Origin of the sequence: Terasakiispira papahanaumokuakeensis (assembly GCF_001709345.1) — a bacterium.
GTDB lineage: Bacteria > Pseudomonadota > Gammaproteobacteria > Pseudomonadales > Halomonadaceae > Terasakiispira > Terasakiispira papahanaumokuakeensis.
Map to the genome: position 1 here is coordinate 2,016,439 of NZ_MDTQ01000001.1, position 15,764 is coordinate 2,032,202.

The following is a 15,764-nucleotide window of genomic DNA, read 5'->3' on the forward strand; positions in this document are numbered from 1 at the left end:
TTACAAACCCCATCCAATCACCAAACACACTTAAATATCGGCCCTATCGAATAATGGCCGAGCAAAAATGTTTTGATCAAAAACGTTTTGATCGAGCAGGTCTCAAGCAGTGGCGCCAGAACATAAACCCCATCGCTTGTACCAACAATAAAGTCACGGCAGTTGCTGCCGCGCCTTCAGTACGATAATGACCTAATTGTTGATGTAATAACTGTGTCAACGTCGGCTCGCTCGGCATCCCCAACAAGGCAATCACGCCAAAATCCCCCAGTGATAGTGCCATCGCGTAACCCAGCGACAAGCCTATAGGCCCCCGCCATTGAGGCCATAGCCACCATCGCCACCGAGCCCAACCGGTAAGGCCCAGAGAGAGCAACAAGCGTATCGGCCCTTGCTCACCGCGAGAGTGCATAGCGGGCAGACTTTGTAATACAAAAGGAACCGCCATGAGCCCATTCAATAGCGCGACCCAAAATAGGCTTTGATTCACCATCAACACCCAGGGTTTGAGTAGTACAAACAAGCCGGTACCCAACACCATGGCAGGCACCATCAGTGTCATGCGCCCACTCACCGCCAGCCATTGGCCTAATCGTTCATGACCATATAAACGCAGCTGCCTGATTCCGGCCTGTAGACTCACCGCCAGCACGACAGCCACAAGGGCGGCACCCAAGGCAATCATCAAACTGCGTCCAAGGGCGGCCCAAATCAGCGATTGCGACCATAGGGCGGGCACACCAGACAATCCTTGTCCGATAACCAAAACCAAAGGCGGCCAAATTAATCCAATCAAAAGCAAGATGGAGAAACCATCGCTCAGCCAAGCAAATCCCCCCTGGTCGGGACGACATGGTCTGTCACCATAAAAAGCGCCCGATACTGATAGCGATTGAACATGACGATGACTCCACAGCCATATCACAGCACATGAAGCCAATTGAAGAAGCGCTAAAAAAGCCGCTTGTCCAGGCGCATCATCAAACCTTAAGGCCTGATAAATCGCAACTTCCAATGTCGTTGCTCCAGGCCCACCTCCGAGCGTGAGCACAATCGCAAAGCTGGTGAAACATAGGGTAAAGACCAATGCCCCTAAGCCGGGTAAGTACTGACGAATAACAGGCCATTCTATCGTCCGCCAAATCGCTGAACGCTGCAGTCCCAACTGACTCACCAACAACCAGTGTTCCCGGGGTTGACGTTCAAGCGCCTGTAACAATAAACGTGCGACCAAAGGTACATTGAAGAATAAGTGCGCGAAGACAATGCCATCTAGCCCATAGGGGCGCCATGACCAAGAAAACCCCATCATGTTGCCAAGCTGTGCGACCACACCCTGACGGCCATACACGCTAATCAACCCCAGCACCGCCACTAGCGCGGGCAATACCAACGTCACTTCCATACTACGCAGTAAAAGGGTTCGCCCCGGAAATTGAGGGCGTCGTAACAAAGCACAGGCCATTGGAATGGCCAACAACACACTCAAGCCAGTCGACAAGGCTGCTTGGCCCAAAGTAAAGCGCCAAACCCGCCATAGATACGCATCATGCCAGAGGGCAACCTCAGCCATATCATCGGCCTGCAAAAAAAGCCCCAAGAAAGCAGCACAGGCCAACCCAGGTAGCAGAACAATCGGTACCAGCAAGCACAGTACGACTTGCCAAGGCGTCATGCGCAACCAGCGATTCAACGCGTATAAGCCTCTAACCACTCATGAATCCAATCGCGTCGATTGGCAGCCACACGATCGGGGGAAATTAAAAGCGATTGGGGCTGAATCAAATCATGAAATGCAGGTGGCAATGCAGATCCGATATCAATGACAGGGTACATATAATTAGTCAGCGGTAACGACTTCTGCGCCTGCTCGCTGATAAGAAACTGCAAGAAATTCTGTGCCAATTGAGGATGAGCACTGTGCTGAGCAACAGCCCCCACTTCAACTTGCAGGTAGTGGCCCTCATCAAATTGAGCGGCACGATAACGATCACTGTGCTCCACCGTCAGATGATAAGCGGGTGAAGTGCTATAGGACATCACCAATGGCGCTTCACCTTTGAGAAATAGAGACTGATAAGCCTCGCTCCAACCCGGTGTGACCGTCAGAATTTTACGGGATAATCGTGCCCATGCCTGCGGCGCTTGATCACCATAGACAGCCTTAACCCACAATAGAAGCCCAAAGCCCGGCGTACTGGTGCGCGGATCTTCAATGATGACTTTCAGGTCATCGGGAGCATCCACCAAAGCTTTCAGGCTAGTCGGAGGTTGTGACAACTGCCGAGCGTCATACACGAACGAAAAGTAGCTCCAGTCATAAGGGACAAAAACAGAACTGGTCCATTCGACAGGCAAGTTTAATTCAGGCAACTCAAATTGATAAGGCGTTAACAACCCCGTCTTTTCAGCCGCTTGCATTAAGTTCATGTCTAAACTCAACACCACATCGGCAGGAGAGGCCTCACCTTCAAGACGGAGGCGCTGAAGAATACTGGCACCACCTGATAACCCTACCCAACGGAGATCGCAATGACAACGCGCTTCAAAGCTCTTTTCTAATTGAGGCCCAGGCCCCCAATCAGACGTAAAAGAATCAGACGCATAAACCGTCAAAACAGGCGTTTTATCAGCCGCAGCAGCCACAGACCCAACAGCAAAGTTCACCCATATCGCAACACATCCCACCCAGAACCACACAGTCTTCATCATTGATCCGACTTCAAGCAAGCTGCACACCACACCCAGCCGGTCAGCCAGTCAATCTCAACCGATCTCACCGCGTAGGAAGCAGCATCGTTAGAAAAATAAACCAGGGTATAAGACGGCAAAGCATCAGACTGAAGTCAGCTTCGCAGCAGGGGGAGGCATCACGTTAGCAGAAGCGCTGATATCATCCCTACGCCGGCATCACCCGGATCAGGTATTGCGGGTTTTTTCTCAGCCTATAACCTATAAACAGGCACCCCGTGATACTGGCATCATACGCATCGCACTCGCCGAAATAAAGTTAACCGCTCTCAATAAAGAAAACTAACGGCTCTCAATCAGGCAAATAGCCAATCCTGAAGCCCCCCCAGTGACGCCCATTGACATAAATGGGAACCGATAAATCATGCATCACTTCACCGGTATCCCGCTTATAAGTTTGTAACAACAACGCATCTTCATGAGCACCACAACGACGCCCCGTTGGGTCATCAAAAATGCGTTTACTACGGCTGAGTTTAAGGTCTCGCTCATAATCACCGGATGGAGGCTGGGCAAACTGAGTATTGTGCGTTGGGACATAACCTTGTTTATCGCAGGTAATCGCAAAAGCGATACCAGAATGTGATAAGAGTGGCTCTTGAATCGTAGGTAAGTGCTGATCCGTAAACTGATCAAATCCAGTGTGATATTGCTGAGGATGAGTGTTGGCGATCGCTTGATATTGCGGTTGAAAAAGCGACTGCTCGGTGAGTTGTCCAGAACGTAAAGCCTCTTCAAAACACTGCCCTACTTCATCAGCCGCTTGACGCGCTAATTCAAAAATACGTTGATGACGACTGGACACACGCTGTATAGCCAAAGTCGCGTTCATTGACTCCGCGGCCCCAACCAGCCCACTGGCTTGAGTCACCAGCTGCTGCATGTCCTGGTTCCCTGAGACCACCTGTTCATTCAGTGCTTCAACAGCCTCAGCCATCTGCGCCACATGCTGGTGGCTATCCGTCACGGCATCCGCAATACCATTCAGTTGAATCCCAACCTCTTCAAAATGATCAGCCATACTATCCAAGCGGTGACCCACTTGCTCCACTTCTTCAGCGCCCTGAGTCACCTGCTGCATCAAATCACCGATGTTATGAACCACTTGAGCCGCACTGTCATGAATCTCAGCCACAATGGATTCAACCTGTCGCGTCGACTCAGAAGTTCGACTGGCCAATAAGCGCACCTCATCTGCGACAACAGCAAAGCCGCGCCCATGCTCTCCCGCTCTAGCGGCTTCAATCGCAGCATTCAATGCCAGTAAATTGGTTTGCTCAGCGATGCCCTCAATCACTTGAGTCACAGCCTGAATGCTCTGGCTCTTTTCACTCAGGGTCTCAATTAAACTAAGCGCCTGCTGGGAGCGCTCTGACAATCGGCGCATATCCTTCATGACAGTCGCCAGGGCATCGCGACTATAAAAGCTTTCATCTCGGGCTTGATCTGCACGTTCACTGACATTGAGCGTATTGGACGACACCTGCTCAATGGCGACAGAGATAGACGTCATCGTCGATGCAACAGTTGTCGTCGCTTTGGCCTGCTCGTCTAACAAGTGCCCCATATGATCGGCATGATGAGAGACTTCAGCCGTTGCGATGGCGGTCAGGCTACTGCGATTCACCATGTCATGAACCATTAATCGCAATGCACGGTAATCCTGCTCAACGGCTGATAGCACCGCCGATGACATCGCTTGAAGTTGATCCCCATCGGCGTCATAAATTCGTTGTAGATCACTAACCGAAGCGGCTTGGGGTCGCCCTCTCCACGTCAAGATCACGCCCCCCACCAATATCATTACCCCGCCACCCCATACCCAGCCTCCTGCCATAGCACCCGTAACTACTCCTCCTGCAATGAGCAAGCTCCAAGCCATTAGGATTTGAGCCATAACGCATCCTCTGCATTTTATATTTTAGCGGCATATCACTCATATTTAGCCATCAATTTAAGCCGCTACTGATTTAGTGTAATCCTAATGCGTCTTTTCGCCGCTTCAACTTTGGGCCAAGAATCATACAAAAATGAGAGGTGCCATTATGGAAGTAATGAAATGATGCGGTATATCAAACAAACTTTAGGATGAATTGATTTGAGGGCAGGCTTTAAACACAAAAACCGCCTTCTTGTGGAAGGCGGTTTTTGACCACGAGCACTAATGCTCAATGGTTTTACAACATAGAGAAGTCAGATTAGTTCTGGCTTTCCATCTGCTGCTTGATCAGGTCACCGATTGTTGTGGCCTGACTGTTCTGGGTGCTCATATCGTCCATTGCTTTACGCTGTTCAACTTGATCTTTTGCTTTAATAGACAAGCTGATAGAACGATTTTTACGATCAACATTGATGATTTTCGCTTCAACCTGATCGCCTTCGTTCAGCGCATTGCGAGCATCTTCAACACGCTCACTGCTGATTTCAGATGCTTTCAGGACAGCTTCAACATCTTCAGCCAGCTTAACAATGGCTTCTTTGGCATCAACAGAGATCACGGTACCGTTGACAACAGAACCCTTGTCATTCACAGCCAGGAATTCGTTCATCGGATCGCTCTCAAGCTGTTTAATGCCCAGAGAGATACGCTCACGTTCCGGATCGATTGACAGGATTACAGTCTCAACTTCTTCACCTTTCTTATAGCGACGAACCGCTTCTTCACCGGCTTCGCTCCAAGAAATATCAGACAGGTGAACCAGACCGTCGATACCGCCATTCAGGCCAACAAAGAGACCGAAATCAGTGATGGACTTAATTGCCCCTGAAACGCGGTCACCTTTATTGTAACCCGCAGAAAATTCTTCCCACGGATTCGGACGGCACTGTTTGATACCCAGAGAAATACGACGACGCTCTTCGTCGATATCCAACACCATCACTTCAACGTCATCACCTACGTTAACAACCGCTTTCGGGTTAACGTTTTTGTTGGTCCAATCCATTTCAGACACGTGAACCAGACCTTCAACACCTTCTTCCAACTCGGCGAAGCAGCCATAGTCAGTCAGATTAGTGACGCGAGCGGTCACTTTGGTGTTTTCCGGGTAACGCGCTTTGATGTTGACCCACGGATCTTCACCCAGCTGCTTCAGCCCCAGGGATACACGGTTACGCTCACGATCAAACTTCAGCACTTTCACGTTGATTTCGTCGCCGACTGCAACGATTTCAGACGGATGCTTAATACGGCGCCATGCCATATCAGTGATGTGCAACAGACCGTCAACACCACCCAGATCAACGAAAGCACCATAGTCAGTCAGGTTCTTAACGATACCTTTAACTTCCTGGCCTTCGCCCAGAGTGGACAGCAGTGCTTCACGCTCAGCACTGTTTTCAGCTTCAAGCACAGCACGACGAGAAACCACAACGTTGTTGCGTTTCGGATCGAGTTTGATCACCTTGAAGTCAAGTTCTTTGGTTTCGAGGTGAGTGGTATCACGTACCGGACGAACATCAACCAGAGAACCGGGCAAGAATGCACGGATAGAGTTGATATCGACAGTAAAGCCACCTTTGACTTTGCCGTTGATCATACCCTTGACGATTTCGTCCTTCTCGAAAGCAGCTTCCAGCTCTTTCCAGGACTCGGCACGACGTGCCTTCTCGCGAGACAGACGCGTTTCACCGAAACCATCTTCAACAGTTTCCAGTGCAACGTAGATTTCGTCACCAATACTCAATTGGCTGGGGTTTTCGAACTGATTCAGCGGAATCACGGCTTCGGATTTCAGACCGGCGTTAACGGTCACTCGATCGCCGTCAATATCAACGATAGAACCGGATACAATAGCACCCGCTTCCATGTTTACATTCTTAAGGCTTTCTTCAAACAGTTCAGCAAAAGATTCGCTCATGTGCGTCCTATATGATCAACGTTTAGCAAGCGGTTAATACCGCCCTCCACGTCACCAGCAAACGTGGGCCTGTAGTCAAATATCACCGAGACATGTTAACGCTGGTTAGAACGGACAGGGCTTTCATAGGGGACCCTGGCAGCTCATGACATGGCACTCAGTGTGTCTTACTGTGTTCGATTTTCAGCTTTAAAGCGTAATCAACGCCTTAAAACTCGTTAAAATCTGGTCAAACCCGCAGGATTTTATACTGCATTTGAAGTGAGACCACGCGCTTTTAACAGCTCATGAATCTTATTCACTACAGCATCTATATCGAGATCGGTACTATCCAAGACAATCGCATCACTAGCCGCCTTAAGTGGCGCGGCGGCACGATTCATATCGCGCTCATCCCGGTCACGAATTTCCTGCTCAAGGGACGAGATATTAGCATCCATCCCCTTTTCCTGCAACTGACGAAAGCGTCGCAACGCCCGTTCTTCAGCGCTGGCAGTCAGATAAATTTTTAATGTGGCGGACGGAAAAACGACAGTCCCCATATCACGCCCATCACAGACAAGCCCTGGCGATTGAGCAAAAACACGCTGACGTTCCAGTAGCGCCTGCCTCACTTGAGGAAAAGCCGCGATTTGAGAAGCGGCCCCTCCCACAGCCTCAGTACGGATGGCTTGGCTCACATCTTCCCCTTCAAGCATGACTTGAACCAAGTCTTCATCGGTAGCGATAAACTCAACGGCTAACGCTGCCGCTGTCTCAGCCAGGTGAGCTTCATCGGCCAAATCAACCTTATGGCGTATCGCGGCCAGAGCAACCAGACGGTACAAGGCGCCAGAGTCCAATAAATGCCAGCCTAATTGACGAGCCAAACGCATACTGACGGTACCTTTGCCTGCACCTCCCGGCCCATCCAGTGTGAGCACCGGGATGCTGTTAACCTCTGAAGTCATGATTGTACAAATCTCCACATGGCAAGCTTTTGCTGTCTACTGAAGCAGTTTTAAATGCCCCGCATTATACTCAGACCAATCAAATTTGCATGGCGGCATTCACCATCAGCTTTAAACGCCATCCCCTTAAAGCCGCCCCATAAAAGTAAGCTGATGTTGAGCAAGCGTTGATCGCATCATGTGTTTACAGCTCTGGCCATTGCGCAAACTGTTTACGCAAGCCCTCATCGAGTTCGACGGTCTGATGGCGTTTCACATCAATCAACACAAAAGTGACATCGGCATCCGCTACAGGTGTCTCATCGTGCGCCAACACCACATCTTGATGTAACACGGCGCTTTTACTGCCCACGCGACGCAACCCCGTACGGATGCTCAACACTTCATTCACCCAGGCCGGGCGACGATAATTGATATTAATATTCACTGCGGCCATGCCTAAGCCTGAGCGTGTCAGTTCTTCTAAGCCCCCTTGCGCCTCAATAAAAGCCCATCGCGCTTCCTCAAGAAACTCTAAATAACGGGCATTATTGACATGCCCATAAATATCTAAGTGATAGCCTCTCACTTTAATTTCTATTGCATGTGAGGACATTCGCCTCTCCTTTTTCATTGTTATGAACGTGTAACGCGCATGCTGATCGGACTGAACAAGCCAATACTTCGGCTTATCAACCAGACGCTTTACCCTCTGACACTGATCATTGACACGCCTTCAGCACCGCTAGCCAGGGCATTCCAAGCCTTACTTTATTTCGAGTCTACGCAGATCACAGACAAAATTAAAACAACCGTTCGACAAAAGTGTAAATTTTGCGCCTGCGAAGGTGGCTTACTGACTGCACACCCCTTATCCTTGTGCCACTTAATCCTGATACCACTGAAGTGACTGCCATTCACCGGTATCATCGGGGCATGCATGCCATATCGGATGTGGCTCAATAGCCACTCAATAACACCTGAATCATTAGCAGTAGTAATGTACGAATGGGAAGGACTACTCACGTGAGTGATACTCGAACCTCACTTCGCCACATGCCCTGGCCTCGAATGGTTTTCATGTGGCTGGCACCGCTATTGCGCCTAATGGGGATGCTGCTCATCCTATTGGGGTGGTTTATGGCCGCGCCGCTTGTGCTGCTGATCCAGGAAAGTCATCCCGATGTCTGGGCCTTCGGACTTTCGATGGGTTTAACCATTGGCCTTGGATTGGTCATGGCATTTCTCGGTGCCCGCGCGCCTTTCATTCTGACCGGTCGGCAAATGTTTATGATCACCACTTTAAGTTGGTTGATGATGAGCGCCTTTGCCTCACTACCGATGATGCTGGGCTCAACCCATCTCTCCATCACTGATGCCTGGTTTGAAACCGTCTCGGGAATCACGACAACAGGTTCTACCGTGATTAGCGGTTTAGACACTTTGTCACACGGCATTTTGCTGTGGCGAGGTATCCTTCAATGGCTTGGCGGGATTGGTATTATCGTGATGGGGATGGCGATCCTCCCCTTCCTGCAAGTCGGTGGGATGAGACTGTTCCAAACCGAGTCATCAGACTGGTCAGAAAAAGCCCTCCCTCGATCAGGCAAAGTCGCCAAGGCCATTGGCAAGGTTTATGTCGGGTTAACGGCAGTGTGTGGCTTTTCATACTGGCTTGCGGGTATGAACCCATTTGATGCACTGGTCCACAGCCTGACGACTGTCGCAACAGGGGGCTTTGCCAACTATGATGCCTCCATGGGACATTTTGCTGATACCCCAATGATTCTCTGGATCAGCAGCTTTTTCATGGTACTCGGCTCGCTTCCATTCCTACTTTATGTCCAACTCATTCAGCGCAACTGGAAGCCTTTCTGGAAAGACAGTCAAGTCAGGGCGCTGCTGAAACTGCTAGCACTGACCATTCTGGCGCTCACCATATATCTTTGCGAGGTCCGTGGCTGGTATTGGTTTGAAGCGCTGACTCACGCGACATTTAACGTCATCTCTGTGGTCAGCACATCAGGTTATGCCTCAAGTGATTACAATGATTGGGGCAGTTTTTCGGTCATGGTGTTCTTTTACATCATGTTCATCGGGGGCTGCTCAGGATCAACCAGCGGTGGATTCAAAATCTTCCGTTTACAGTTGGCCGCTATTCTGATGTCTAATCAATTAAAATCCCTGCTCCACCCTAGAGGGGTTTTTTCACAGCGCTTTAATGGCCGCCCAGTACCGGATGACGTTATCCGTTCAATGGTCGCCTTTGCGTTCTTCTTCTTTTTCACTATCGCCAGCCTAGCACTCGCACTCTCTTTAATGGGGCTGGATTTTCTCACGAGCTTGAGCAGTGCCGTCAGTGCGGTGGCTAACGTTGGTCCAGCATTGGGACACCTGATCGGCCCCGCCGATAACTTCGAACTTCTTCCTGATGCGGCTAAGTGGATGTTGTCTTTCGGCATGATTCTGGGACGCTTAGAAATCGTGACATTTATGATTCTATTCACCCGGGCATTTTGGCGCTCTTAAATATCAACGCACGCCCCAACATCCATGTAAGACCCAACATCAACACGCTTAGGCTTTACGTCGCTCGCTTAACGCGACGTAAAGCCCACTCAGCTTCATAACGACTTAATTTTACAACCACTCAATTTTACAACGACTGAATTTCACGGCGAAAATCAGGTAACGCATCCAGTAACGCCTGGCCATATCGTTTAGTCAGAATACGACGATCCAAGAGCGTGACCCGACCTTCATCTTGCTCCGTTCGAATGAGCCGCCCGCAGGCCTGAACCAAGCGAATACTGGCATCCGGCACAGTGATTTGCATAAAAGGATTCCCCCCTCGGCCTTCAATCCACTCCGCCAAGGTTGCTTCAACAGGATCATCTGGTACCGCAAAAGGGAGACGCGTGATAATCACATGATTCAAATAGCGACCGGGCAAGTCAATTCCTTCGGCAAAACTCGCCAGGCCAAAAATCACACTGCCTTTACCACCGTCAATACGATCTCGATGTCGAGCAATCAAAAACCCTTTGGAAAGGCCGTCTTGCGTTAGCGTCGCTTCACGCCACTTTGAAGGCAATCGTTCATAAACCGCCTGCATTTGCTTACGTGAACTGAATAACACCAGTGCGGCCGACTGGTCACTCAAGCGTTCAGTTAAGTAACGAAAAATCGCCTCATCATGTTGATCAGCGCCTCGCCCAGGCTCCACAGCCAGATCAGGGATTTCCAAAACACCGAGACGAGGATAATCAAACGGACTTTCCACAACACGACAGGCAACATCACCGGGCAATCCCGCACGCTGACGAATACGATCAAAGCGACCCAATGCCGTTAACGTCGCTGACGTCAAGACAGCCCCATGGCATCGGGACCATAAGCGATACGCCAAATCACCCGCAGAACTGACGGGGCTAGACGCTAACTCAATATCTTCATCACCGGTTTGATTAATATGCAACGTCAACCAGCGCGCACGCGGCGAATCCTCAGGCCCTTCAACGTGAGCATAAGCACTGAACAGTTCATGTGCAGCCAGTGAGCGCGTCCACAATAGGCTGAGCATAGGCAGCCAAGCTTCCGCTTCGGCCCGATCTAAGGCCGTATTTTTTTCAGGATCAGCCGCTTCTCGCAATACAGACACCATGCTCTCAAGAGAACGGGTGATCTGTGCAAAACCAGTCAATAGATGGCCGGCAAATTGCTGCAGCGTTTCAGGAACCTGGCCTTGTGGCCATCTAAATTGTGGTGCATGACCATCAGAACGACGTTCAAACTGTGCAATGTCATAGAGCTGACTATTCAGTGCTCCCAAATCTCGCCCAATAGTCGTCAGCGGATCCGTCAGCTGATTCAGTTGGCGTCGAATGCCATCACTTTCGCCTAACGCCGACATTAACTCTGGCAAAGAACGCTCTAATAGTTTCAGCCACTTCAAGGCCCCATTGACTCGCAAACTTGAAGCAAAGTGTTTGATGGCTTTATCAGGCAAATGGTGGCCTTCATCAAACACATAAAAGGTATCTTCAGGCGAGGGAAGGACAACCCCACCCCCTAATGCTAAATCAGCCAACACCAAGTCATGGTTCGCGACGATAACATCTGCATTCTCCAAGTCTCGACGGGCTGCAAAGAAGGGGCAAGCATGGGCAAAATGAGGACAACGTCGATTACCACAACGCTGATGATCCGTTGTTAAACGCTGCCACAGACTCTCCGGCACGGTTTGGTCGAGAGTATCTTTATCACCATCCCAACGACCACTGACAAAAGCCTGCATCAACTCGTCAAGCTGAGCATCATCATCGCCTGATTGACGGCTCAAGAGTTCATTTTCAAACAGGCTCAAGGTACCGTTATCATCTTCCGTCTGGCCTCTGGCATCATTCAAACGCGCCAACTGCGCAGTACATAAATAACGCCCACGCCCTTTCGCTAACGCAAAGCTGAAATCAAGCTCAGCAAAACGTGCGATATCAGGCAAATCCCGCTGCAGGAGCTGCTCCTGCAACGCAACCGTCGCCGTCGAGATCACAAGCCGCTTACCTCGCGCAATCGCGATAGGCAGCGCGGCCAGCAAATAACCTAATGTTTTACCGGTCCCCGTGCCGGCTTCAATCACTAAAATATGATCTTGCCCCAGGCGTCGGCCCTCATCGTCTTGACGAATATTACCGAGCAGCCGTGCAATCTCGGCAATCATCAACTTCTGACCAGCACGAGGCTTCAGCTCACGCCCCTTGAGAAAGCGGCTGTAGGCCTTCTGAATACTCTGACGCAACCCCTCATCAAGGCCTTGAGCTGACATAACACTACCTGTCGATATCATGGAATGAATGCGATATGAGTGGTGGAACCCCCACCCCCATAATACTGAACAAATAAACAGTTCCCAAGCCAATGCAAATAATTAACAGCAGCGGCTCATCAAAACATGGCGTCATAAAACAACAATAGGCCAGCAGATGCTGACCTATTGTCTGTACCACTTATATCCCTACTGCTTATATCTGTACCACTAACCAGCAGTATTATCGAAACAACAACATCACCGAACGATATGATTAAGCACCTGATGAACCTGAAGGCTTCGTCACCGATGAGTCCTCATCTTCAGACCGCTTACTGTCTGACGAGTCGATTTCAGCTGACTGATCTTCTACAGCATCACCGGTAGCTTCCGACACTTTAGACAAATCAGCATCGCGTTCATCGGTATCAGCTTCAACCGGCATGTCACTGCCCTCGATATCAGCTTCGGGCCGAGCCGATGCCACCTCCGCATTGGGGTCACGCTCAACATCAGCTGAGGCGTCAACACCAGGTGAGGCTTCAACACCAGGTGAGACCTCAGTATCTGATGAAGTTTCAGCGCCAGATAAAACCAAGGTACCTGCCGTCTGAGCGTCGCTGTCTGTGTAGTCTTCAGTTTCATCGACCTCAAACTCAACGGTCACTTTAACCCCGGTAATGTCACCGTCTTCATTCACTTCTTGTACCACTTCGCGTATTGCTGAAGTGTCTTCGATAGACGTGGACGGCGTGTCACTTACCATGGCTTCATTGCCCGCTTCAGATTCCACAGAGGCCGCTCGTTCAGCCGAGGTCACAGGATCAGTAGAAGGCGTCACTGCCGCAGGGGCCGTCACTTCGCTTTGAACCTGCTCTTCGCTTTGAGACTGGGTCGTTTCAACGACCACTGTCTCTACCGAAGCACTCTCAACGGGAGCCTCTTGCGCTGACAGCGATGCGGCATCACCTCCTTCAGAGGGCTTATCGGTCAACTCAGCTTGCTCACTCACAGCGCTAGCGTCCAGAGCTTTGCGAGAAGCATCAAGTGCTTTATCAGCTTCATCCTTTGCCAACGCGTCCGTTCGATCCTCAAACTGTCCTTCAGTCATGGCCAGCTCTTCAGGCGGATAGACACAAGGAAGTTTCGCTTTTGTTAGCTGCTCAATGGCGGGCATCGCAAAAGCATCTTCTTCGCCTACAAAGCTAATAGAAGTGCCTTTAGCACCAGCACGCCCCGTACGACCAATCCGGTGCACATAGTCTTCAGGGTCTTCAGGCAAGGTATAGTTGATAACATGGCTAATATCATCAATATGCAGCCCTCGACCGGCCACATCAGTCGCCACCAGAACATCCACTTTGCCTGCACGGAAACGTTCCAACGTCGCGACACGCTTTTTCTGGTCAACTTCGCCAGAAAGCAACGCAACGTTAAAGCCGTCTTGGCGCAGCGCCTGATGTAAATCACGGGTAATATCTCGGCGGTTGGCAAAGATAATCACACGATCTAATGACCAGCGCTTGAGCAAATTCTTCATGAGCTGCAGCTTTTCACTGTCACTGACCAAAAATGCATGCTGCTCAATGTTTTCAGAAGCATTCACTTTAGAGGCAATTTCAATACGCTGAGGCTTAATCGTCCACTGCTCTGCCAAATTCATGATGTCTTGGGTAAAGGTCGCCGAAAACAACATGGTCTGGCGCTCTTCTTTACGTGGTGTCGCCCGAATAATGCGCTTCACATCGGGAATAAAGCCCATATCCAGCATGCGGTCCGCTTCATCGAGCACCAACACTTCCACTTGGCGAAGGTCAAGATCGCGTTTGCTGTGAAAGTCCAGCAGGCGTCCTGGCGTCGCGACCAGCAAGTCAATCTTTTCACCCCGCAGTTGATCACGTTGCTTCTGATAATCCATACCGCCCACAACACTCACCACATTCAGACCTGCAAACTCAGCCATGGCCTTAGCATCTTTGGCAATTTGCATCACCAGTTCGCGGGTTGGCGCGACAATTAACGCTCTTGGGGCACCAATTTTCTGGCCATCCGGCACTTCCTCTTCCAGGAAGTAAGTCATGATACTGATCAAAAACGCTGCAGTCTTACCGGTTCCCGTTTGCGCCTTACCGATGAGATCGACACCGTGCAAGGTGTAATGCAGTGACTGCGCTTGAATAGGTGTGCAGTACTCAAATCCCTGCGCCTGAACGGCCTGCATCAAGGGCAGCGGCAAGTTAAAGTCATGAAAACGAACTTTACCCGCTGCAACAGGCACCTGAAATTGATCCAAGGACCAATTATCAACCGATTGGCGTTGGGTCTGCTGGCGCTGCGGTCCACCACGGCGACGACCGCCACGGCGACGACGACGGCGTTTGGGTTGCGTTGCACTGGAGTTGGAAGCGGTAGTCTGCTCAGTCAAAACACGACCTCGAACAATTGCCTATAGTGGATAAAAAGCCGACCCATAGATAGAAAGACACAAGACCTAAGGGCCTTGTATCCGCTTGGAAATGGGAAGCCTAACGGGATATTGTCTTGACTTGGTATGACCTCACGAATGAATCATCTCCATCATGTCTTCCCCAAAATCACACCCCTCTGGGAAACAGTTCGATACAGTGATGTCAGACTGAAGTCGCAGTCAATGAAGTCTGTCCAAGTCACTCATCAGAGAAGTGGCATGGTACGCCGAAAACCTCTCAGAGGGCGCAATGATACCAACTTCTCATAGCAAATTGCATGATAAACCGCATTTAGATCACAGATTAGTGTCGTCAGGCCTGCGAAAACCCAAGAGCAAGCCATGCAAAAGCGCAGACGCCAACCCAATGAGCTGATAAAATCGCACGTCACGGCTGGACAGCCCTATGCCTTCTATTTTCACCGGCACGGTGATATTGATTGTTGTATTAAGCGTTGTATTGATCATGAGGTTGTCTTATATGACTTATGTGGTAAGTCGACGATGCCTTAAACCAATGCACTAGAACCAATGCACAAGAGTCAATGCACAAAAACCAAGGCACGAGGGGGAATTCGATTGATCATAGGGAATTCCGACAAAAAGTCGCAGCTGCGCCACATTCAGTCAGTCACCCTTTCACGAGAAGATTATGACTCGCAAGAAAAAAACCCGCTCACTGGCAGGCAAATTGAGTATCAAAACGGGAGGTGGTCGCGAAGCCGCTCGAGCCGCTCGCCAAAGCGCCCGCGAGGAAGGTCGTCAAGGCCCACCCTCACGCCACCATCAGAAAAAGCGTCAGCAGCGCAAGTTGCAGGCAGCACGAAAGATGAACCGTGATGAGCAAAATTCAGACGCCTAAGTGCACTCATTTTAAGTACACGAATTTAACATTCATGAGTAGGCACTTAAGCTCATCCATTAAACGTATCAATAACGCCATCAATTAG

Annotated in this window: 9 protein-coding genes, 1 pseudogene and 1 riboswitch; of the genes and pseudogenes, 2 read left to right on the forward strand and 8 right to left on the reverse strand. The window is 50.2% G+C overall.

From position 1 onward, the window contains the following. Positions 1 to 76 precede the first annotated feature (76 nt). The 6 genes from thiP to BFW38_RS08865 form a co-directional block, all read right to left on the reverse strand. Complete coding sequence (gene thiP, locus BFW38_RS08840) at positions 77 to 1,714, reverse strand: thiamine/thiamine pyrophosphate ABC transporter permease (protein ID WP_139116584.1); 1,638 nt, start codon at positions 1,712 to 1,714, stop codon at positions 77 to 79. After that, positions 1,690 to 2,712: a thiamine ABC transporter substrate binding subunit gene (gene thiB / locus BFW38_RS08845; RefSeq protein WP_068998051.1), complete on the reverse strand. Its 1,023-nt coding sequence runs from the start codon at positions 2,710 to 2,712 to the stop codon at positions 1,690 to 1,692. Before thiB ends, thiP begins: the two co-directional genes overlap by 25 nt. 167 nt (positions 2,713 to 2,879) lie before the next feature. Then, a riboswitch (TPP riboswitch) is annotated at positions 2,880 to 2,980 on the reverse strand. A 63-nt stretch (positions 2,981 to 3,043) separates the two neighbouring features. Next, positions 3,044 to 4,648 carry a methyl-accepting chemotaxis protein gene (locus tag BFW38_RS08850; RefSeq protein WP_084004553.1) on the reverse strand — a complete coding sequence of 535 codons (1,605 nt, stop codon included), beginning with the start codon at positions 4,646 to 4,648 and terminating at the stop codon, positions 3,044 to 3,046. A 301-nt stretch (positions 4,649 to 4,949) separates the two neighbouring features. Next, the gene (gene rpsA / locus BFW38_RS08855; protein WP_068998053.1) at positions 4,950 to 6,611 is read right to left on the reverse strand and encodes a 30S ribosomal protein S1; all 1,662 of its coding nucleotides are present in this window, start codon (positions 6,609 to 6,611) and stop codon (positions 4,950 to 4,952) included. A 245-nt stretch (positions 6,612 to 6,856) separates the two neighbouring features. Next, on the reverse strand, positions 6,857 to 7,561 hold the full coding sequence (gene cmk / locus BFW38_RS08860) for a (d)CMP kinase (protein ID WP_068998054.1): 705 nt from the start codon (positions 7,559 to 7,561) through the stop codon (positions 6,857 to 6,859). Between the two features lie 184 nt (positions 7,562 to 7,745). Continuing rightward, a complete protein-coding gene (locus BFW38_RS08865) occupies positions 7,746 to 8,156 on the reverse strand; it encodes an acyl-CoA thioesterase (RefSeq protein WP_068998055.1) in 411 nt (136 codons plus the stop codon). Positions 8,157 to 8,566: 410 nt separating this feature from the next. On the opposite strand from BFW38_RS08865, the gene BFW38_RS08870 reads away from it, so the two are divergent. Beyond that, the gene (locus tag BFW38_RS08870) at positions 8,567 to 10,069 is read left to right on the forward strand and encodes a TrkH family potassium uptake protein (RefSeq protein WP_342668850.1); all 1,503 of its coding nucleotides are present in this window, start codon (positions 8,567 to 8,569) and stop codon (positions 10,067 to 10,069) included. Between the two features lie 127 nt (positions 10,070 to 10,196). Here BFW38_RS08870 and dinG read toward each other — a convergent pair whose 3' ends face one another. Together dinG and BFW38_RS18175 are read right to left on the reverse strand one after the other, a co-directional pair. Continuing rightward, positions 10,197 to 12,365 carry an ATP-dependent DNA helicase DinG gene (dinG, locus tag BFW38_RS08875; protein ID WP_068998056.1) on the reverse strand — a complete coding sequence of 723 codons (2,169 nt, stop codon included), beginning with the start codon at positions 12,363 to 12,365 and terminating at the stop codon, positions 10,197 to 10,199. 1,102 nt (positions 12,366 to 13,467) lie between these two features. Continuing rightward, positions 13,468 to 14,772: pseudogene (locus tag BFW38_RS18175) on the reverse strand (DEAD/DEAH box helicase); the annotation flags it as partial. 694 nt (positions 14,773 to 15,466) lie between these two features. On the opposite strand from BFW38_RS18175, the gene BFW38_RS08885 reads away from it, so the two are divergent. Beyond that, on the forward strand, positions 15,467 to 15,676 hold the full coding sequence (locus BFW38_RS08885) for a hypothetical protein (protein ID WP_068998058.1): 210 nt from the start codon (positions 15,467 to 15,469) through the stop codon (positions 15,674 to 15,676). Positions 15,677 to 15,764: the final 88 nt, after the last annotated feature.

What these genes read in the sequence shown, in the direction of transcription:
- BFW38_RS08885 (WP_068998058.1), top strand. Translation starts at nt 15,467, where the DNA reads ATGACTCGCAAGAAAAAAACCCGCTCACTGGCAGGCAAATTGAGTATC.
- BFW38_RS08865 (WP_068998055.1), bottom strand. Translation starts at nt 8,156, where the DNA reads ATGTCCTCACATGCAATAGAAATTAAAGTGAGAGGCTATCACTTAGAT.
- cmk (WP_068998054.1), bottom strand. Translation starts at nt 7,561, where the DNA reads ATGACTTCAGAGGTTAACAGCATCCCGGTGCTCACACTGGATGGGCCG.
- thiB (WP_068998051.1), bottom strand. Translation starts at nt 2,712, where the DNA reads ATGATGAAGACTGTGTGGTTCTGGGTGGGATGTGTTGCGATATGGGTG.
- BFW38_RS08850 (WP_084004553.1), bottom strand. Translation starts at nt 4,648, where the DNA reads ATGGCTCAAATCCTAATGGCTTGGAGCTTGCTCATTGCAGGAGGAGTA.
- rpsA (WP_068998053.1), bottom strand. Translation starts at nt 6,611, where the DNA reads ATGAGCGAATCTTTTGCTGAACTGTTTGAAGAAAGCCTTAAGAATGTA.
- dinG (WP_068998056.1), bottom strand. Translation starts at nt 12,365, where the DNA reads ATGTCAGCTCAAGGCCTTGATGAGGGGTTGCGTCAGAGTATTCAGAAG.